This window comes from Pseudomonas atagonensis (assembly GCF_011369485.1).
In the GTDB taxonomy this organism is placed as follows: Bacteria; Pseudomonadota; Gammaproteobacteria; order Pseudomonadales; family Pseudomonadaceae; genus Aquipseudomonas; species Aquipseudomonas atagonensis.
In genome coordinates, this window is sequence record NZ_VXCA01000017.1 from 133555 (window position 1) to 153881 (window position 20327).

Sequence of the window (20327 nt, forward strand, 5' to 3'; positions counted from 1 at the left end):
AAGGGCGCGCTCGTGTTTAAGGCTATGCTCGCAAGATGATCCTATTTCCCGACCTGCTGCAGTTGCCCCACCAGTTACGCCATCCCGAAGTGCGCGATCTGGCGTGGGTGATCCTCGCCCCACCGATGCTCGCCAGCACCCCGTGGCCGCAACGCCACCCGCTGGCCGGCAGCGACTGGGTGCATGATCCCGAGCGCCTGGAACACTGGCTGCGCCAACTCGACCGCGACAGTTACGGCTTGCTGCACTGGCTCTCCCAGGCGCGCACCCGGCGTCTGGGTCTGTATTACGAGCGACTGTGGCAGTTTGTCGTGGAGCACGCGCCGGGCATCGAACTGATCGCGGCGAACCTGCCGATCCGCCGCGAAGGCCATACCCTCGGTGAACTGGACATGCTGCTGCGCGACCGCGACGGCGTGCACCACCTGGAACTGGCAATCAAACTCTACCTCGGCCCACAGAACGGCGATGGCCACGATCCGGCGCAGTGGCTGGGTCCGGGCTGCCACGATCGACTGGACCGAAAACTGGCGCACCTGGCCGAGCATCAACTGCCGATCTCGGCCCGCCCGGAAAGCCGCGACGTGCTGGCAACGCTGGACATCGAAGCCTTCAATGCGCACCTGTGGCTGGGCGGCTACCTGCTGTACCCATGGCCCGGCCGTTCCGCCTCGCCGACAGGCGCCCATCCGCAGCACCTGCGCGGCAGTTGGCTGCATCAGAAAGACTGGCCAGCCTTCATGCCCCAACGTCCCGCCGGCCGCTGGCAACCCCTGCCCCGCCACGCCTGGCTAGCGCCCGCGCAATACCCGGGGGATCAGACCTGGACGCCGGAACATTTACAGAAGTGGCTGCAGGATCTGGAACCGCTGGCGCCGGCGCAACTGATGGTGAGATTGATCGAAAATGCCAGGGGCGAATGGGAAGAAGCGGAGCGCTTGTTCCTGGTGTCGGATTTTTGGCCGAATGTACCGGGGCAATCCTGAGGTTCGAAGCGCCTGAACCGACGCCTTCGGGAGCAAGCCCCCTCCCACAGGGGGACGGAGCACAACCGAAGGAACCCGAGCCCAGGCGAGGGCCGTACGTCAGGGTGAAGACCTTTGCTTACTTTGGGCTGGGCCGGCATTCCGGCGTTTGCCAAAGTAAGTCGCCGCCAGGCGAAACGGCTAAAGACCCAACCGCAAAGCCAACCCCGCCAACGTCACCAACAAAACCGGCACGGTCAAAACAATCCCGACCTTGAAGTAGTACCCCCAGCCAATCCTTATCCCCTTGCGCTCCAGCACATGCAGCCACAGCAAGGTCGCCAGACTGCCAATCGGGGTAATCTTCGGTCCCAGGTCGCTGCCGATCACATTGGCATAGATCATCGCCTCCTTGACCACCCCGCTCGCCTGACTCGCATCAATCGACAGCAGACCAATCAACACCGTCGGCAAATTATTCATGATCGACGACAACAACGCCGTCAGCACCCCGGTCCCGAACGCCGCGCCCCACACGCCGTACCCGGCAAACACATCCAGCCACCCCGCCAGATACCCGGTCAACCCGGCATTGCGCAGGCCATAAACCACCAGATACATACCCAACGAGAAAATCACAATCTGCCACGGTGCTTCCTTCATCACCTTGCGCGTGGAAATCTTGTGACCCCGGGCGGCAATCCCCAGAAGCAGCGCCGCGCACACCGCGGAAATCGCACTGATCGGAATCCCCAGCGGCTCCAGCGCAAAGCAGCCAACCAACAAAATCGCCAGCACGGCCCACCCGGCATAAAACGTGGCGGTGTCGTGAATCGCGGTTGCTGGATCCTCCAGTTGCTCAGGATCGTATGAAGCCGGAATATCACGACGAAAAAACCACAGCAACATGCCCAGCGTCGCCGCAACACTGACGAAGTTCACCGGCACCATCACCGCTGCGTAGCGATTGAAGCCAATGTGAAAGAAGTCCGCCGAGACAATGTTGACCAGGTTCGACACCACCAGCGGCAGGCTCGCGGTGTCGGCAATAAAGCCTGCGCCCATGACAAACGCGAGCGTCGCGGCGGGCGAGAAACGCAGCGCCAGCAACATCGAAATGACAATCGGCGTGAGGATCAACGCCGCACCATCATTGGCGAACAGCGCCGACACCAGCGCCCCCAGCAGCACCATGAAGGCAAACAGCTTGCGCCCGCTACCGCGCCCCCACCGCGCGACGTGCAATGCGGCCCAGTTGAAGAACCCGGCTTCGTCGAGCAGCAGACTGATGATGATCAGCGCAACGAAGGTGCCCGTCGCGTTCCAGATGATCTGCCAGACCAGCGGAATATCGCTCCAGTGCACCACGCCGAAAATCAGCGCGAGCACAGCGCCCAGCGTTGCACTCCAGCCAACGCCGAGGCCTTTGGGTTGCCAGATGACAAGGGTGATGGTCAGCAGGAAAATCAGTGACGCAGCAAGCATTCACAACAACCTTGTTCAAGAAGACTTTCAGGGAAACGCAGCTTACCTGTGGCGAGGGGATTTATCCCCGCTCGGCTGCGCAGCAGTCGTCAGACCTGTGTCCAGGTACGACTGTCGATCGCAGGGGGTCGCTTCGCCACCCGACGGGGATAAATCCCCTCGCCACAAGGTTTTTCAGTCAGACATTATTTTTTGTGTTGCTCTACGAACTGTCCGTAAGCATTGATAAAACTTTGCAGAAAAGGTTTCACCGTTTCACTCAGTCTGCCCGCCTCATCAAACGCCGAGCCCGCGCCGCCCAGATAAGCTTCAGGCTGTTGCATGCACGGCACATTGAGAAATACAAATGACTGACGCAAATGCTGGTTGGCGCCGAAGCCGCCAATGGCGCCGGGCGAAACACTGATCACCGCCCCCGGTTTGCCGCTCCAGACACTTTTGCCATAAGGCCGCGAGCCAACGTCGATGGCATTCTTCAATGGCGCAGGCACGGACCGGTTGTATTCCGGCGTGACGAACAGCACCGCGTCGGATGAGCCCACGTCTTGACGGAAAGTGCTGTAGGCTGCCGGCGGTGAATCACCGTCGATGTCTTCGTTATAAAGCGCCAGATCGCCAATTTCGACAATCTTCAGTTTGAGATTCGCCGGTGCCAGCTCAGCCAGCGCCAGGGCGACCTTACGGTTGATCGATGCTTTGCGCAGGCTGCCGACGACTACAGCGACGTTGTAGACATTGCTCATGGGAAGACTCTCGACTGTGCGTGGGAGAAGTCAGAAGTTATAGACGATCCGGCGAACGTTCCACCAGCGGACAAGGGAATTTCCCGCGTCCTGATTATTTTTTTCCCGTAGGAAAACTTACCGCGCCTGATGAAGGTCTACCAAGCCGCAAATCAAGCGTTTTATCTCCAGAGGTTCTAAGCAGATGGCAGCAGTACTCGTCGGTCAGTTCCATGCAAGAGATGCGGAAGGCCGCGTTTATTCCGTGCATGAGTTCCAGGAATCCAACCCGTCGGCAGACGGTCTCACCGGCATGGAGCCTGTCACCACCTACAAACTGGCCATTGGCGATCGCGTCAACAAGGTCAGCGACAACGAGTTTTTGCTGGTTCAGTCGGGCATTACTCTGGTTCGCGAACCCGAGCCAACCGTTGCTTCATAACCCTGCGTTATGAGCAGAAGTCATATGCGCAGACTTGGGGTAGGATTCAGCCACTGACCCCACCTGCTGAACATGGACTTCACGCATGCGTTTACGTCATATCGAAGTGATTCAGGCGCTTTTGCAGACCGGTCACCTGGGCACCGCCGCCGAATGGCTGCAGTTGCCGGTGGCCGAGGTCGAAGAGCGTTTGCGCGAAGCCGAAAGCCAGTGGGGGTTCATGCTGTTCGCCAGCGTTCGCGGGCGTCTGCAGGCCACGCCGGAAGCACGCGCCTTGCAGGCCGAAATCGCTCACGTCTATGAAGCACTGGAGCCGGTGCAGCGTCTGGCCAGCAGCCTCAAGCAATACCTTGCCCCGCCCCTGCGCATCATCGGCACCCCGCCGCTGGCACAACACCTGTTGCCCCACAGCATCGCGCTGCTACGTCGACGCCTGCCCGACGCACCTTGCCGCCTGCTCGGTTTACCGACTCCGGACATCGTCCGCAGCCTGCTGCTGCGCGAGAGTGATCTGGGCCTGAGCCTGCACGATCCCGAACACCCCGACATCACCTGCCAGCCACTGGCCCAGGGCAAGCTGCAACTGCTAGCGCCGCACGGCTGGCTGCAACCGAAGCAGAAATACATTTCCCTGCAAGACCTCGCCGGTCAGGCCATGGTCGGCCTCGAAGGTCATGACCCGCTCAGCCCGGCGCTGGAAAACAAGCTGCAGGCTCTGCGCCCCGCGCCAAGCATCCAGACCCGCGTGCAAACCCATCAGATGATGCGCAGCATGGTCGAGGCCGGTGAAGGTCTGGCCATCGTCGACCCCTTCACCGCCCTCGGTGCCCGCGCAGCCGGTCTCGACGTGTGCCCGCTGTCACCCGCGGTGCCGATCAGCCTCTACGCCTTGACTTACAAACACGCCGCGCCGTCATCGGCGATTCAGACACTGCTGGGCATCATCACGGAACAAGCCGAGGCGATGCTGGCGAACTAACCGGGTTTTCCAGCGGATTATCGAACACGCGATACCAGAACAGCGCCACTTCAGCCGTGTTCGGATCAATGCCGCGATAGCGCATGTGGTCGACGCCGCCAATGACATAGCCGCAGCGCTCATACAACCGGCAGGCGCCGAGGTTGTTGTTCTGGGTTTCCAGCATGATGCCCGGCAATTTTTTCTTGCGGCTCCAGAACTGCGCGACATCCAGCAACGACTTGGCCACGCCATGGCGCCGCGCGGGGGCGTGCACGGCCAGTTCGTCGATGTGGGCAAAGCCGTTCCAGTTGGTGCTGATCACCAGATGGCCGACGGGTTCGTCGTCGAGGTACGCCATGAAAATCGCACTGTCCGGCGCATCGCGGAAGCTGCTGAACTCTTCAGGATCGATCCCGTAACATTTGCGATACGGCACAATCGGCGTCACCCGCCACTGCTCGACCGGCTGGCCGATGATGGCGGCGCCATACGCGGCGACCTCGAAACTGAAGTCGCTGCCCCAGATATAAGCGGCAAAGCCATCGTCGGCGACACGCACCGACAGCCCTGGGTATTTCGGATTCATGACCGGTTGCATACTCGGGAAAGTCCTCATTCCTTGACACAATCGACGGTGTACAGCCGTCCATTGCCTTCATCTTCATGTTGCAGTCCATGCACATCGGCGACAAAACCGGGAAAGCTGCTATCGAACGTGCGGGCAAATTTCAGGTAATCGATGATCGAACGAGTCGATTCGGTAAAACGCTCACCGGGCATGATCAATGGAATTCCCGGCGGATACGGCACCAGCATCACCGCGGCAATCCTGCCTTCCAGCTCATCAATGGGCACCGCCTCGACCTCGCCACGCACCAGATGATCGTAGGCATGGGCGGGTTTCATGGCGATTTCCGGCAGCACGGTGTACATGCGTTTGAGGTGTTTGGCGGTGGCATTGCTGCGGTAACAGGCATGCAATTGATCGCACAGATCGCGCAGGCCCATGCTGCGATAACGCGCGGTGTCCTCCTGCGCGACACACGGCAGGCACGTCGCCAGACTGACGTTGGCGTCGTAACTGCGCTTGAACTCCAGCAACTCGGTGAGCAGCGTACTCCACTTGCCTTTGGTGATGCCCATCGAAAACAACACCAGAAACGAATACAGACCGGTTTTCTCCACCACCAGCCCGCGCTCCCAAAGGAACTTGCTGACCACGGCGGCCGGGATGCCCTTCTCGCTCAGCGCGCCGCCGGCATTCAACCCCGGCATCACCAGCGTGACCTTGATCGGATCGAGCAGCACATAGTCATCGCCGACATCGGCAAAACCGTGCCAGTCGGCATCCGGTTGCAACAACCAGTCTTCGGTCTGCACGCGGTCGATGCCTTCAACACCCGGCGGCTGCCAGATCGAGAACCACCAGTCATCCGCCGCAATGTGCTGGCGCAGATTGGCCAGCGCCCGTCGGAAACTCAGGGCTTCGTCAAAGGTTTCCTGCAACAGCGAGCGCCCGGCCGGGCCTTCCATCATCGCCGAAGCGACGTCCAGCGAAGCGATGATGCTGTACTGCGGCGACGTCGAGATATGCATCATGAACGCTTCGTTGAAACGGTCACGATCCAGCTGCCGCGCGCCGCCGTCCTGCACGTGAATCATCGAGGCCTGACTGAACGCGGCGAGCAGTTTGTGCGTGGAATGGGTGGTGAACACCAGCGGACTGTCGGCACTGCGCGAAGTGGCCATGCCGTAGCGCCCGGCGAAAAACTCATGGAACGCCGCGTAGGCGTACCAGGCCTCATCGAAATGCAGCACCTCGACGCTGTTGCCGAGATTCTGCTTGATCAGTTCGGCGTTGTAGCAGAGGCCGTCGTAGGTCGAGTTGGTCACTACCGCGAGTTTCACTTTCGCAGCGCGGCCCTTGGTCAACGGACTGGCATCGATCTTGGCCTGAATCGACTCGCGGCTGAATTCGCTGAGCGGAATCGGGCCGATGATCCCCAGCTCATTACGCTCCGGACACAGGTACAGCGGAATCGCGCCGGTCATGATGATCGCGTGCAACACCGACTTGTGGCAATTGCGATCCACCAGCACCAGATCATCGCGAGCGACCATCGAATGCCAGACGATCTTGTTGGCGGTCGAGGTGCCATTGATTACGAAGAACGTGTGATCGGCGCCAAAGTTGCGCGCGGCCCGCGCCTCGGCTTCGGCGAGGGGGCCGGTGTGATCGAGCAACGAGCCGAGTTCAGGTACCGACACCGACAAGTCCGAGCGCAGGGTGTTTTCCCCGAAGAACTGGTGAAACGCCTGCCCCACCGGGCTTTTGTGATAGGCCACACCGCCGCCATGACCGGGGGTGTGCCAGGAATAGTTGGAGTCGGCGGTGTGTTGCACCAGTGCCTTGAAGAACGGTGGCAACAAACCATCCAGGTACTTGCGCGCCGCCCGTGCCACTTGCCGGGCAAGAAACGGCACGGTGTCTTCGAACAGATAAAGAATGCCGCGCAACTGATTAAGCTCGGCCATGGCATCCGCCGGAGCATTTTCCAGTGTGACCTGCTCGCCCAGCGCAAAGATCGGCAAGTCCGGCGCACGCACCCGTGCCAGGCCGATCAGTTCGGCCATGTTCTGCAACAGATGCGAATTCGTGCTGGCGTCCTCGGCGGCAATCAGCATGCACGCGAGGCCATGATGGGTCGATGCCACCAACCGCCCTTCGGCGTAGTCGGTGGCCGACACGATACTGAAACCTTCCTGCTCCAACTCCCGGGCGATGCCACGGATACGGTCACCGGCGACCGTGTCGGCCTTGATGTCGCGATGGACGATCAACACCGGAAACTTCAAATCTTTGTACATGGGGCTCAGTGTCCTGAGGCGGCGGATTCGCATCCGCCAATGCTCTCAGGGTAGAGGGTTGCAGCGAAAGGCGCGAGGGTGGCCACTTGGCTTCACGCGTGGGTGTACTGATTTGGTGGGGAGGAATCTCTCAAGCCTGAGCGTCGGCTTCAGCAATCTGCGTCCACAGTGCCGGGCCGCCGGCGGACTTGGCGATGATTTCCAGGCGTACCTGATGCGCCGCCAGCTCTTCTTCGGTGGCACGAATGATTCGCGCAGGCTGGCGATCCGCCGGCAGACGACGGATTTCGGTAGCCGAGTTATCTGCGCCCTCGCCCGTGCCATTACCGTCGGAAGCGTTGCCCGCCAGCGACAGGCTGGTCTGGCCGCCAGTCATGGTCAAGTAAACGTCGGCGAGAATCTCCGAGTCGAGCAAGGCGCCGTGCAGTTCACGGCCGGAGTTGTCGACGCCATAACGTTTGCACAAGGCATCGAGGCTGTTGCGCTGCCCCGGGTGACGTTCCCGGGCCATCATCAGGGTGTCGAGGATCGAGCAGTGCTGCGTGATGTCGGCGCGATCCTGCTGGCCCATCAGGGCGAATTCGTTGTTGATGAAGCCAACGTCGAACGCCGCGTTATGGATGATCAGCTGTGCGCCTTTGATGAATTCGAAGAACTCATCGGCCACTTCGGCAAAACGCGGTTTGCCGACGAGGAATTCGTTGGTGATGCCGTGGACGCCGATGGCGCCTTCATCACTCTCGCGATCCGGTTGCAGATAAACGTGGAAGTGCCGGCCAGTCAGGCGCCGACCGATCAGTTCGACACAACCGATTTCGATAATCCGGTGACCATCGGTCACCGGCATGCCGGTGGTTTCGGTATCGAGTACAACGGATCTGGTGGCCATCAGTGCTCAGCTCTCAACGGGTCAATCGTGCAAAAACGCGGATGTTAACACGCTCGCAGCTACCGGCGCGCACCGCCGAGTGATCGGCGCTCATGCAGTTTTTAACAATCATTAGCAATCTTCATAAAGTTTGCCGACGGCCAGGTTGATAGCGTGCGCGGCTTGTTTCTCACGGACTACAGCACGTCATGAAGACTGCCCGGATTTTAATGCTAGCCACTGTTCTGCTGGCGACTGAAGCAAGTGCCACAAGCTTCGTCATCAGCACCGATATCACCCTGAGCCTGACGCTCAGCTCGAGCAAAGGCACGAGCGGATCGTTCAAGGACGACAAGATTGTGCTGGCGGCGAAGGATGATGCAGCGGCGTTTGTGGCGAGTGGCGGGGAGATTCGCGGGGTGCGAATGGAGGCGGCTTTTTTGCGGATTCGCCAAGTGCTGGGGGATCGTGCTTACAGTGATCAGCAGTTGGCTGAGGCTATTTTGATTCTGTGAGTCCGCGCCATCATGCTTCGCGAGCAAGCCCCACAGGATTTATGGATGACGCAGATCTCCTGTGGGAGCGGGCTTGCTCGCGAATGGCCGCACCGCGATACATCAGAAAAAATCAGGACTGCTTGTAACCGCGCACTTCATCCACCCCACGGTTGGCCAACTGGTCAGCCCGCTCGTTGCCGTGGTGGCCTATGTGCCCGCGTACCCATTTCCAGGTGACCTTGTGGCGGTTGACCTGTTCATCCAGCTCTTTCCACAGATCGGCGTTTTTAACCGGCTCCTTCGCGGCGGTTTTCCAGCCGCGCTTTTTCCAGTTGGCCATCCACTCGTTGATGCCCTTCATCACGTATTGCGAGTCGGTTACCAGCAACACTTCGCAGGGGCGCTTCAAGGCTTCGAGGCCACGGATGGCGCCGAGCAGTTCCATGCGGTTGTTGGTGGTATTGGCCTCGCCGCCCCACAGTTCCTTTTCGACGCCCTTGCACACCAGCAAGGCGCCCCAGCCGCCCGGGCCGGGGTTGCCCTTGCAGGCGCCGTCAGTGAACAGTTCTACGCTATCGACGCTTTCGCTCATGCCAATCTATCCAGAAAATGTGCGTTGCCTCGTCAATCCGGAATCGACGATGGCCGCAGCCGGAGCAAGTCCGGCCACTATAAAAAAAGGTTTACGGTTCGATGCGGCGGCGATTGACCTTGGCCATCGGCAGCGGAATCAGCTTGCCCATCGGCTCGCGACGTTCCTGACGCAAGGGTCGCAGCCCGACCACAATCTTGCGTGCCACCAATAAATAGAAGCCGCCGCCTGAAAGTTGCCAGTCGCCGGCCTTGCGTTCCCAACCGGCCAGACGAGCCTGCCACTTGATCGACGCGAGCGGCGGACGATAGCACCCGAAGCGGCGTTTCTCCAGCGCAAAGCCCAGCAGGTTGAGCCAGTCGGCGACCCGCGACGGCGAGATACAGCGGGCCTGACGCAAGGCATCGTGGGCGAAAACATGGCGCAGCCCCCAGGTGCTCCAGGGATTGATTCCGATAATCAGCAGATGCCCGCCGGGGCGTACGCTGCTCGCGGCTTCACGCAGCAGACCGTGGGGCGACAGGCAGAAATCCAGACCGTGCTGCATCACCACGACGTCGGCGGCGTGTTCGCTCAATGGCCAGGCCTGCTCTTCGCAGACAATCTCGACGCCGGGCAACGGCGCACCGAGGCGCACATTACGCTGCACTTGCGGCGCCGCCGGCGGGGTTTCGGCGGAGGGTCCGTAATGCACCAAATAACCGCCAAAGAACCGGCCCAGCTCGTCTTCGAGCATGCGCCGCTCTTCGTCGAGCAGAAACTGCCCGAGCGGTCCCGACAGCCACTCACGGGCGGCGCTGATCAACGCCAGCCAGTCAGGATCGGCCTGAGCGAACGCTTTATCGGTCATGTCATTCTCCAACGCGCCAGGAACTACTAAGATGCGCCAATGTTTTCCGCTTGGCGAATTCCGACGATGATACAGATCAGTGCCCTGCCCGCGTTCACCGACAACTACATCTGGTTGTTACAGGATCACCGTACCCAGCGCTGCGCGGTGGTTGATCCGGGCGATGCCGCACCCGTGCAGGCGTGGCTCGCTGCCCACCCGGGGTGGGTGTTGAGCGATATCCTGATCACCCATCACCACCATGACCACGTCGGCGGCGTCGAACGCTTGAAGGCCGCGAGCGGTGCGACAGTCTATGGCCCCGCCAGCGAAAACATCCCGGCGCGGGACGTGGCCCTCAAGGACAACGACAACGTCAGCGTGCTCGGCTGGGACTTCGATGTCTATGCGGTGCCCGGTCACACCCTGGGACACATTGCCTATTACCATCATGGCTTGCTGTTCTGCGGCGACACTCTGTTCGCCGCCGGATGCGGGCGTTTGTTCGAAGGTACGCCGGAGCAAATGCACCATTCGCTGAGCCGACTCGCCGCGCTACCGGAAGACACGCTGGTCTACTGCACCCATGAATACACCCTGAGCAATCTGAAGTTTGCCGCGGCGGTCGAGCCGACTAATCCGGATGTCGCCGCCCGTCTAAAAGACGTCACCGAGAAACGCGAACGAGGTGTGATGACCCTGCCCTCGACATTGGCCCTGGAAAAGCTCACCAATCCGTTTTTGCGCACGGGTGAAACATTAGTTAAACAAAAAGTGGACGAACGGGCAGGCGCTCAAAACCGGGCGCCGAGTGAGGTTTTTGCAGCCCTGCGGGCCTGGAAAGATAAGTTCTAAGTGACTCACTGTCTGGTACAAAAATTCTGAATGGTTGACCGCAGGGGGTGCGCTTTCTAGAATCGCCCGACATTTTTGCCCGGAACTTACTTCCAGCCAATGTCGTCATCCATACGTAAGTCCGTCAATTCAGACGCATTGACCCGCCTGGCGCAAGCCATCGCGGTGGCTGTGTCCGCCACGCTGGCGGGCTGTTCCAGCCATGCTCCGCAGACTGAAGCGACCCATACGCCGAACATTGCTGCGCGAGCCAAGCAGAAGCCGATCTGGCTGACCGAGAAGCCCAGCCCACAGGTTCCCCAGGATATCTGGGAACGCATGCGCCAGGGCTTCCAGCTGCAGGAAGGCCTCGGCGTCAACCCGCGCATCGAGCAACAGCGCCTGTGGTTCGCCAGCAATCCCTCTTTCCTCGAGAACGCCGGTGAACGCGGCAGTCTCTACATTCATTACATCGTCGAACGCCTCGAAGAACGCAACATGCCGCTGGAACTGGCCCTGCTGCCAGTGATTGAAAGCGCCTACAACCCGATGGCCTATTCCCGGGCCGACGCAGTGGGTCTCTGGCAATTCATTCCTTCCACCGGGCGTTACTTCAATCTGCGCCAGACCCGCTTCTACGATGGCCGTCGCGACATCACCGCCTCGACCACTGCAGCGATGGATTACCTGACTCGCCTGCATGACATGTTCAACGGCGACTGGCTGCTCGCTCTGGCGGCGTACAACGCTGGCGAAGGCACGGTCAGCCGCGCCATCGAGCGCAACGAAAAGCTTGGCCTGCCGACCGATTACTGGAACCTGCCGCTGCCGGCGGAAACCCAGGCGTACGTGCCGAAGCTGCTGGCACTCTCGCAAGTGGTACTCGCGCCGGAAGCCTACGGTGTGAACCTCAACCCGATCGCCAACGAACCGTACTTCCAGGTCGTCGAAATCAACCAGCGCATGGACCTTTCCAAGGTGGCGGCGGTGGCCAACATCGACGAAGACGAACTGTTCCAGCTCAATCCGGCGTTCAAGCAACGCACCACCATCGACGGCCCTCAGCATTTGCTGGTGCCGACGTCGAAGGCGCAACTGCTGACGGCCAGTCTGCAGACCATGCGCCCGGAAGAACTGATCAGCCCGCGCTCCCTGAAACCGGTGTTCGAAGGCGCCAACCCGAGCGAGGTGGCGCAGCTCAAGCGAGCTTACCGCGTGAAGCGCGGCGACAACCTCGGCTCCATCGCCAAGGCCAACAAGGTCGAAGTGAAGGATCTGCAACGCTGGAACAAGCTGACCGGCAAGAACCTCAAGGTCGGCCAGACCCTGGTGATGCAAGACACCGCCAAGCGTTCGCCTTCGCGCAGTAGCGGTCGGGTCAACACCGTGATCGCGGCCAACAGCAAGAGCAAAGGCAAGAGCGAGGAAAAACAGCAGACCCAGTACAAGGTCAAGCGTGGCGACACCCTTTACGTGGTGGCCAAGCGTTTCAACGTCGAGATGCAACATCTCAAGCGCTGGAACCCGGGTGCGGGCAAGGCACTCAAGCCTGGGCAGATGCTCACGGTTTATCAGCCGCACTGACAGAAGAGCCCCTGAATTTCAGGGGCTTTTTTATTGCCGGTTGTTTTGTGCCTGGCGCAACCCTGTGGCGAGGGGATTTATCCCCGTTGGGGCGCGCAGCGGCCCCGCTTCTCGGCCAAGAAGGGACTGCTACGCAGTCCAACGGGGATAAATACCCTCGCCACGGAAGCAAATCAGCTAAGCACCGAGTAACGATTAACAGCGCATTAACCCCCGATCTTTTTCCTGTCCAGACAAGCTGTTACTGTACGGCCCACTAAGCCCAAGCCGCCTGGATCGGATCTGACTTGAAGCGTCCCCTCCTCCTGCTCCTGATCAGCCTGGCCTTGAGCTCAACCGCAAGCGCGACGATTACCGAGAGTCACGGTTATGCGCAGTTCGGCACGCTCAAGTACCCGGCCAGATTTACCCACTTCGACTGGGTCAACCCGCAAGCGCCCAAGGGCGGTACGTTGCGGGTGATGGCATTTGGCACCTTCGATACGGTCAACCCTTACACGTTCAAGGGCACCAGCCCGGTCACCACACCGAATTTCCTCCAGTACGGCATCAACGAGCTGAACGAGCCGCTGATGGTCGGTACCGGGCAGTACTCGCCGTCGGGCGATGAGCCGGCGTCGAGCTACGGATTGATCGCGCAATCGGTGGAATACAGCGAAGATCGCAGCTGGGTGGTGTTCAACCTGCGCCCGGAGGCACGTTTTCACGACGGCACGCCGATTACCGCCTACGACGTGGCGTTCTCCTATCGGCTGCTGCTCAAGGAAGGCCATCCGCTATATCGCACCGCCCTTCAGGAAGTGCTGCGGGTCGACATTCTCAACAAACAGCGGATTCGCTTCGTCATGAAGCGCTCAGGCAATCCGCTGTTGATCCTGCGCCTCGGTGAGTTGCCGGTGCTGCCGCAGCATTACTGGAAAGACCGCGACTTCAAGGCCACTACCTTCGAACCGCCGCTGGGCAGCGGGCCGTACCGCATTACCTCGGTGACGCCGGGGCGGCAGTTGATTTTCGAGCGGGTCAAGGATTACTGGGGCAAGGACTTGCCGGTCAATCGCGGCAAGTACAACTTTGATCGCATGGAGGTCGAGTTCTACCGCGACAGCGACGTCGCCTTCGAAGCGTTCAAGGCCGGCGAGTTCGACATCTACATCGAGCATCAGGCGAAGAACTGGGCCAACGGCTACAACTTCCCGGCGGTGCGCCGTGGCGACGTGATCAAGGCACAGATACCGCACCAGATCCCGACCCAGAGCCAGGGTCTGTTCATGAACACTCGCCGCGCGACGTTTGCCGACGTGAAAACCCGCGAAGCGCTGGGCCTGATGTTCGACTTCGAATGGACCAACCGCGCACTGTTCAGCGACGCTTACAAGCGCACCACCAGTTATTATCCCAACAGCGAGTTTTCCGCGACGGGGCTGCCGGTCGGGCATGAATGGCTGATGCTCAAACCGTACAAGGATCAGCTTGCGGCCAAGCTGTTCACCGAGCCGTTCACCCTGCCGCAAACCGATGGTCGCGGCATTCCTCGGGACACCATGCGCAAGGCCCTGGCGCTGCTCGCCGAAGCGGGCTGGAAGCTCAACGGCCAACGCCTGCAAAACGCCAATGGGCAGCCGCTGAGTTTCGAACTGCTGCTGGTTAATCCGAACCTTGAGCGCATCCTCCAGCCGTACATCGAGAACCTCAACAGCATCGGCATCGATGCGCGCCTGCGCACGGTGGATCGCGCGCAATACAAACAGCGCCTCGATCAGTTCGACTTCGACATGATCCTGATGACGCTCAACCAGACCCTCAGCCCGGGCCTTGAGCAGTGGCAGTACTTCCATTCCAGTCAGGTCGGGGTCAAGGGCAGCAAGAATTACGCGGGCATCGCCAACCCGGTGGTTGACCACCTGCTCGAACAATTGCTCGCCGCGAGAACCCGCGATGAACAGGTCGCCGCCGGCAAGGCGCTCGACCGCGTGCTGCTCTGGCAGCACTACAGCATTCCCAACTGGTACCTCAATTATCACCGTCTGGCCTACCGCAACCGGTTGGCCTTCGTCACCACGCCGCCCTACACATTGGGCCTGAGCGCGTGGTGGCTGAAATCTTCGGAGAAAGATCAATGAGCCCCATCCGCGCCCTGCTCGTGCAGGCCAGCGGTCTGCTGTTCGCCGGGCTGGCCTGCGCCGCCCCGCAACACGCCGTGACCCTGTACAACGAGCCACCGAAATACCCGGCCGATTTCAAGCAATTCGATTACGTGAACCCCGACGCGCCCAAGGGCGGCGTGTTCCGTCAGGCCGGTTTCGGCGGTTTCGACAGCCTCAACCCGTTCATCAGCAAAGGCGTGCCGGCCGAGGACATCGGTCAGATCTACGACACCCTGACCAAGCACAGCCTCGACGAGCCGTTTACCGAATACGGACTGATCGCCCGCCAGATCGAAAAAGCCCCGGACAACAGCTGGGTGCGTTTCTACCTGCGCCCCGAAGCGCGTTTCCACGATGGTCACCCGGTGCGCGCCGACGACGTGGTGTTCAGTTTCAACACCCTGACCAAAGAAGGCTCGCCACTGTTTCGCGGCTACTACAGCGATGTCGCCGAAGTCATCGCTGAAGACCCGCTCAAGGTGCTGTTCAAGTTCAAGCACACCAATAACCGCGAGCTGCCGCTGATCCTCGGCCAGTTGCCGGTGCTGCCGAAACACTGGTGGGCCGATCGCGATTTTGCCAAGGGCAATCTGGAAATCCCGCTCGGCAGTGGCCCGTACAAGGTCGCCGAAGTCAAGGCCGGCCGTTCGGTGCGTTACGAGCGGGTCAAGGACTACTGGGGCAAGGATCTGCCGGTCAATCGCGGCTTTTACAACTTCGACGTGATGACCACCGATTATTACCGCGACAACACCGTCGCCCTCGAAGCGCTGAAGGCCGGGCAGTTCGATTACTGGCTGGAGATGGCCGCGAAGAACTGGGCCAACGCTTACAACGTGCCCGCCGTGACCGAAGGCCGGCTGATCAAGGAACAGATCGCCAACAGCAACCCGACCGGCATGCAGGGCTTCGTCTTCAACCTGCGCCGCCCAGTGTTCCAGGACGTGCGCGTACGGCAGGCTCTCGGCCTGTTGTTCGACTTCGAATGGACCAACAAGCAACTGTTCAACGGCGCTTATGCGCGCACCCGCAGTTACTTCGAAAACTCGGAAATGGCCGCCACCGGCCTGCCGGATGCCGATCAAGTGGCGATCCTCGACCCGTTCCGCAGCAAGCTGCCGGCGCAGGTGTTCAGCGAAGCGTTCGAGAACCCGAAAACCGATGCCAGCGGGATGATCCGCACGCAGCAGCGCGAGGCCTATCAGTTGCTGCAAGAGGCCGGCTGGAAGATCGTCGACGACAAAATGGCCGATGCCAGCGGCAAACCGGTGGTCATCGAATTCCTGCTGGCACAGACCGAATTCGAACGCGTGCTGCTGCCGTTCAAGCGCAACCTCAGCGACCTCGGTATCGATCTGGTGATCCGTCGCGTCGACGTCTCGCAGTACATCAACCGTGTGCGGTCGCGGGACTTCGACATGGTGGTCGGCAGTTTCCCGCAGTCCAACTCGCCGGGTAACGAACAACGCGAATACTGGATGAGCGCCGCCGCCGACAAGCCGAGCAGTCGCAACACCATGGGTCTGAAGGATGCGACCGTCGATCAACTGGTCGAGAACCTGATCAACGCCGACTCGCGCAAAAGTCTGGTGGCCCACGCCCGTGCGCTGGATCGTGTGCTGCAATGGGGTTATTACGTGATCCCCAACTGGCACATCAAGACCTGGCGCGTGGCGTACTGGAACCACATCGGCCACCCGAAAGTCTCCCCCAAGTACGACATCGGCATTAACACCTGGTGGGTCAAACCCGATGCGAAACCGGCGGTAGAAGTCGAAACCCAACTGCAAGCCGACCCTGCGGGCACGGAGTAATCAGATGCTGGCGTACATTTTTCGACGACTGTTGCTGATCATTCCGACCCTGTTCGGCATTTTGCTGATCAACTTCGTGATCATTCAAGCCGCGCCCGGCGGCCCGGTGGAGCAGATGATCGCCAAGCTCGAAGGCTTCGAAGGCGCCACCAGCCGCATCGCCGGTGGCGGTGCCGAGGTCTCGGTGGCCGGTTCCGCCTATCGCGGTGCGCAAGGCCTCGACCCGGCGCTGATCAAGGAAATCGAGCACATGTACGGGTTCGACAAGTCGGCCCCGGAACGCCTGTGGATCATGGTCAAGAACTACGCCACGCTGGATTTTGGTGACAGCTTTTTCCGTGACGCCAAGGTCATCGACCTGATCAAGGAAAAGATGCCGGTGTCGATCTCGCTGGGGCTGTGGAGCACGTTGATCATGTACCTGGTGTCGATCCCGCTGGGGATCGCCAAGGCTACGCGCCACGGCAGCCACTTCGACGTCTGGACCAGTTCGGCGATCATCGTCGGTTACGCGATCCCGGCGTTCCTCTTTGCAATCCTGCTGATCGTGGTGTTTGCCGGCGGCAGTTATCTGGACTGGTTTCCTCTACGCGGGCTGACGTCGAACAACTTCGATGAGTTGAGCCTGGGCGGCAAGATTCTCGATTACTTCTGGCACCTGGCGCTACCGGTGACAGCGCTGGTGATCGGCAACTTCGCGACCATGACTTTGCTGACCAAAAACAGCTTCCTCGACGAGATCAACAAGCAGTACGTGGTCACCGCCAAGGCCAAGGGTCTGACCCGTCACCGCGTGCTCTATGGTCATGTGTTCCGCAACGCCATGCTGCTGGTGATCGCCGGGTTCCCGTCGGCGTTTATCGGGATCTTCTTCACCGGCTCGTTGCTGGTGGAGGTGATCTTCTCCCTCGACGGCCTCGGCCTGATGAGTTTCGAAGCGGCGATCAACCGCGATTACCCGGTGGTGTTCGGCACCCTGTTTATCTTCACGCTGTTGGGGCTGGTGGTGAAACTGATCGGCGACCTCACCTACACCCTGGTCGATCCGCGTATCGACTTCGAAAGCCGGGAGCATTGAGATGAACCTGTCCCCTCTCAACCGCCGCCGCTTCGAACTGTTCAAGGCCAACAAGCGTGGCTGGTGGTCGCTGTGGCTGTTTCTGATCCTGTTCGGCGCAAGCCTTGGCGCCGAACTGATCGCCAACGACAAGCCGCTGGTGGTGCACTACGACAACAACTGGTACTTCCCGGCGATCAAGCGTTACCCGGAAACCACGTTCGGCGGCGAATTCCCGCTGGAGGCCAACTACAAGAGCCCGTACATCCGCGAACTGCTCAAGGCCAAGGATGCGTGGGTGTTGTGGGCACCGATTCCCTACAGCTACCAGAGCATCAACTACGACCTGAAAGTCCCGGCCCCTGCACCGCCTTCTGCGGACAACTTGCTGGGTACCGACGATCAGGGCCGCGATGTGCTGGCGCGGGTGATTTATGGCTTCCGCATCTCGGTGTTGTTCGCACTGACGCTGACCGTGCTGAGTTCAATCATCGGCGTGATTGCCGGCGCGCTGCAGGGTTTCTATGGCGGCTGGGTCGATCTGGCCGGGCAGCGTTTTCTGGAGATCTGGTCGGGTTTGCCGGTGCTTTACCTGCTGATCATTCTCGCCAGTTTTGTTCAGCCGAATTTCTGGTGGCTGCTGGGGATCATGCTGCTGTTCTCGTGGATGAGCCTGGTCGACGTGGTGCGCGCCGAGTTCCTGCGTGGCCGCAACCTTGAATACGTGCGCGCAGCAAGGGCGCTGGGCATGCAGAACGGCGCGATCATGTTCCGCCATATCTTGCCCAACGCGATGGTCTCGACCATGACCTTCATGCCGTTCATCCTCACCGGCGCCATCGGCACCCTCACCGCGCTGGACTTCCTCGGTTTCGGCTTGCCGGCCGGCAGTCCGTCGCTGGGTGAACTGGTCGCCCAGGGCAAATCCAACCTGCAAGCGCCGTGGCTGGGCATGAGCGCGTTTGCCGTGCTGGCGCTGATGTTGAGTTTGCTGGTGTTTATCGGCGAGTCCGCTCGCGATGCCTTCGACCCGAGGAAGTGAAATGAATCAGGACAATCTGATCGAAGTGCGCGACCTCGCCGTCGAGTTCGGTTTCGGCGAGCGCGTGCACCGGGTCGTGGAAGGCGTGAGTTTCGACATCAAGCGTGGCGAAACCCTGGCGCTGGTCGGCGAATCCGGCTCGGGCAAATCGGTGACGGCGCACTCGATCCTGCGCCTGCTGCCTTACCCGATGGCCCGTCACCCGGCCGGCATCATCAATTACGCCGGGCAGAACCTGCTGGGGCTGAGCGAAAAAACCATTCGCCATATTCGCGGCAACCGCATCGCGATGATTTTTCAGGAGCCGATGACCTCGCTTAATCCGCTGCACTCGATCGAGAAGCAGATCAACGAAGTCCTCGGCATCCACAAAGGCCTGACCGGCAAAGTCGCGACCAAACGCACGCTGGAGCTGCTGGAGATGGTCGGCATCCCCGAGCCGCACAAGCGCCTCAAGGCCCTGCCCCACGAATTGTCCGGCGGCCAGCGTCAGCGGGTGATGATCGCCATGGCCCTGGCCAACGAGCCGGAACTGTTGATTGCCGACGAGCCAACCACCGCTCTGGATGTGACCGTTCAGCTGAAAATCCTCGATTTGCTCAAGGAATTGCAGGCCAGATTGGGCATGTCGCTGTTACTGATCAGTCACGATTTGAACCTGGTGCGAAGAATTGCGCATCGCGTATGTGTCATGCAGCGCGGTTGCATCGTCGAACAGGCATCGTGCGCAGAGCTGTTCCGTTCGCCGCAGCATCCGTACACTCGGGAATTGCTCGGCGCGGAGCCCAGCGGAGGCCCGGCGACCAATAAAATCGGGGCGCCGCTGCTCGAAGTCGAGAACCTGAAAGTCTGGTTCCCGATCAAGAAAGGCCTGCTCAAACGCACGGTGGATCACGTCAAGGCAGTGGACGGCATCAATTTCAGCCTGCCTCAGGGTCAGACTCTGGGGATTGTGGGGGAAAGCGGTTCCGGTAAATCCACGCTGGGTCTGGCGATTTTGCGGCTGATCGGCAGCAAAGGCGCGATCCGCTTTGAAGGCAAGCAGCTAGACTGCCTGACGCAGAACGAGGTTCGCCCGTTGCGTCGGGAGATGCAGGTGGTGTTTCAGGATCCGTTTGGCAGCCTGAGCCCGCGCATGTGCGTCAGCGATATCGTTGGCGAAGGCCTGCGGATTCACAAGATGGGCACCGCGGCCGAACAGGAAGCGGCGATTATTGCGGCATTGAAGGAGGTAGGTCTGGATCCGGAAACCCGGCACCGCTACCCCCACGAATTTTCCGGTGGGCAACGGCAACGAATCGCCATTGCCCGGGCTTTGGTGCTGAAACCGGCGCTGATCCTGCTGGACGAGCCGACGTCGGCGCTCGACCGCACGGTGCAGCGGCAAGTGGTGGAGCTGTTGCGTTCACTGCAAGCCAAGTACAACCTGACGTATTTGTTCATCAGCCATGATTTGGCTGTTGTTAAAGCGCTGAGCCACCAGTTGATGGTGGTCAAGCATGGCCAAGTGGTCGAACAGGGAGACGCGCAAGAAATCTTTGCCGCCCCTAAACATCCGTATACACAGCAGTTGCTGGAAGCCGCTTTTTTGGCACCAGCCACTGCGCAATAACCTGAAAGAGG

At 60.4% G+C, this 20327-nt stretch carries 18 protein-coding genes; 11 read left to right on the forward strand and 7 right to left on the reverse strand.

Going from position 1 to position 20327, the window contains the following annotated elements; genetic code table 11:
* Positions 1-35: 35 nt before the first annotated feature.
* Positions 36-986 (forward strand): DUF1853 family protein, encoded by a 951-nt coding sequence (locus tag F2P67_RS12355; protein ID WP_166220705.1) that lies wholly within the window; start codon positions 36-38, stop codon positions 984-986.
* A gap of 180 nt (positions 987-1166) precedes the next feature.
* Here F2P67_RS12355 and F2P67_RS12360 read toward each other — a convergent pair whose 3' ends face one another.
* A complete protein-coding gene (locus F2P67_RS12360; RefSeq protein ID WP_166220707.1) occupies positions 1167-2450 on the reverse strand; it encodes an arsenic transporter in 1284 nt (427 codons plus the stop codon).
* A 185-nt stretch (positions 2451-2635) separates the two neighbouring features.
* Entirely contained in the window at positions 2636-3193 is a 558-nt protein-coding gene (locus tag F2P67_RS12365; RefSeq protein WP_166220709.1) for an NADPH-dependent FMN reductase, read from the reverse strand.
* Positions 3194-3377: 184 nt separating this feature from the next.
* Here F2P67_RS12365 and F2P67_RS12370 point away from each other — a divergent pair, with 184 nt between their 5' ends.
* Both F2P67_RS12370 and F2P67_RS12375 read left to right on the forward strand, forming a co-directional pair.
* On the forward strand, positions 3378-3614 hold the full coding sequence (locus F2P67_RS12370) for a hypothetical protein (protein ID WP_166220711.1): 237 nt from the start codon (positions 3378-3380) through the stop codon (positions 3612-3614).
* Positions 3615-3699: 85 nt separating this feature from the next.
* Positions 3700-4593: a LysR family transcriptional regulator gene (locus F2P67_RS12375; protein ID WP_166220713.1), complete on the forward strand. Its 894-nt coding sequence runs from the start codon at positions 3700-3702 to the stop codon at positions 4591-4593.
* Here the strand turns inward: F2P67_RS12375 and F2P67_RS12380 are convergent.
* The 3 genes from F2P67_RS12380 to dnaQ all read right to left on the reverse strand — a co-directional run bounded on the left by F2P67_RS12380 (position 4559) and on the right by dnaQ (position 8332).
* Positions 4559-5173 (reverse strand): GNAT family N-acetyltransferase, encoded by a 615-nt coding sequence (locus tag F2P67_RS12380; RefSeq protein ID WP_166220715.1) that lies wholly within the window; start codon positions 5171-5173, stop codon positions 4559-4561. The two genes, F2P67_RS12375 and F2P67_RS12380, sit on opposite strands and share 35 nt — an antisense overlap.
* A 14-nt stretch (positions 5174-5187) precedes the next feature.
* Positions 5188-7443: an Orn/Lys/Arg family decarboxylase gene (locus F2P67_RS12385; protein ID WP_166220717.1), complete on the reverse strand. Its 2256-nt coding sequence runs from the start codon at positions 7441-7443 to the stop codon at positions 5188-5190.
* A gap of 130 nt (positions 7444-7573) precedes the next feature.
* Entirely contained in the window at positions 7574-8332 is a 759-nt protein-coding gene (dnaQ, locus tag F2P67_RS12390; RefSeq protein WP_166220719.1) for a DNA polymerase III subunit epsilon, read from the reverse strand.
* Positions 8333-8520: 188 nt separating this feature from the next.
* On the opposite strand from dnaQ, the gene F2P67_RS12395 reads away from it, so the two are divergent.
* Positions 8521-8826, forward strand: a complete 306-nt coding sequence (locus tag F2P67_RS12395; RefSeq protein ID WP_166220721.1) for a DUF2388 domain-containing protein — start codon at positions 8521-8523, stop codon at positions 8824-8826.
* Between the two features lie 112 nt (positions 8827-8938).
* On the opposite strand, the gene rnhA is transcribed toward F2P67_RS12395, so the two are convergent.
* Together rnhA and F2P67_RS12405 are read right to left on the reverse strand one after the other, a co-directional pair.
* Positions 8939-9400: a ribonuclease HI gene (gene rnhA / locus F2P67_RS12400; RefSeq protein ID WP_003224162.1), complete on the reverse strand. Its 462-nt coding sequence runs from the start codon at positions 9398-9400 to the stop codon at positions 8939-8941.
* A 91-nt stretch (positions 9401-9491) separates the two neighbouring features.
* Complete coding sequence (locus tag F2P67_RS12405) at positions 9492-10250, reverse strand: class I SAM-dependent methyltransferase (protein ID WP_166220723.1); 759 nt, start codon at positions 10248-10250, stop codon at positions 9492-9494.
* A gap of 66 nt (positions 10251-10316) precedes the next feature.
* Between F2P67_RS12405 and gloB the strand changes: the two genes are divergently transcribed.
* The 7 genes from gloB to F2P67_RS12440 all read left to right on the forward strand — a co-directional run bounded on the left by gloB (position 10317) and on the right by F2P67_RS12440 (position 20316).
* Positions 10317-11084: a hydroxyacylglutathione hydrolase gene (gene gloB / locus F2P67_RS12410; protein WP_166220725.1), complete on the forward strand. Its 768-nt coding sequence runs from the start codon at positions 10317-10319 to the stop codon at positions 11082-11084.
* 99 nt (positions 11085-11183) lie between these two features.
* Positions 11184-12647: a transglycosylase SLT domain-containing protein gene (locus F2P67_RS12415; RefSeq protein ID WP_166220727.1), complete on the forward strand. Its 1464-nt coding sequence runs from the start codon at positions 11184-11186 to the stop codon at positions 12645-12647.
* Between the two features lie 287 nt (positions 12648-12934).
* Positions 12935-14767 carry an extracellular solute-binding protein gene (locus tag F2P67_RS12420; protein ID WP_166220729.1) on the forward strand — a complete coding sequence of 611 codons (1833 nt, stop codon included), beginning with the start codon at positions 12935-12937 and terminating at the stop codon, positions 14765-14767.
* A complete protein-coding gene (locus F2P67_RS12425; protein ID WP_166220731.1) occupies positions 14764-16605 on the forward strand; it encodes an extracellular solute-binding protein in 1842 nt (613 codons plus the stop codon). The genes F2P67_RS12420 and F2P67_RS12425 overlap by 4 nt, the downstream gene beginning before the upstream one ends.
* Positions 16606-16609: 4 nt before the next feature.
* Entirely contained in the window at positions 16610-17683 is a 1074-nt protein-coding gene (locus tag F2P67_RS12430; protein ID WP_166220734.1) for a microcin C ABC transporter permease YejB, read from the forward strand.
* A gap of 1 nt (position 17684) precedes the next feature.
* On the forward strand, positions 17685-18704 hold the full coding sequence (locus F2P67_RS12435; protein WP_038366044.1) for an ABC transporter permease: 1020 nt from the start codon (positions 17685-17687) through the stop codon (positions 18702-18704).
* Between the two features lies 1 nt (position 18705).
* A complete protein-coding gene (locus F2P67_RS12440) occupies positions 18706-20316 on the forward strand; it encodes an ABC transporter ATP-binding protein (protein ID WP_166220736.1) in 1611 nt (536 codons plus the stop codon).
* Positions 20317-20327 lie beyond the last annotated feature (11 nt).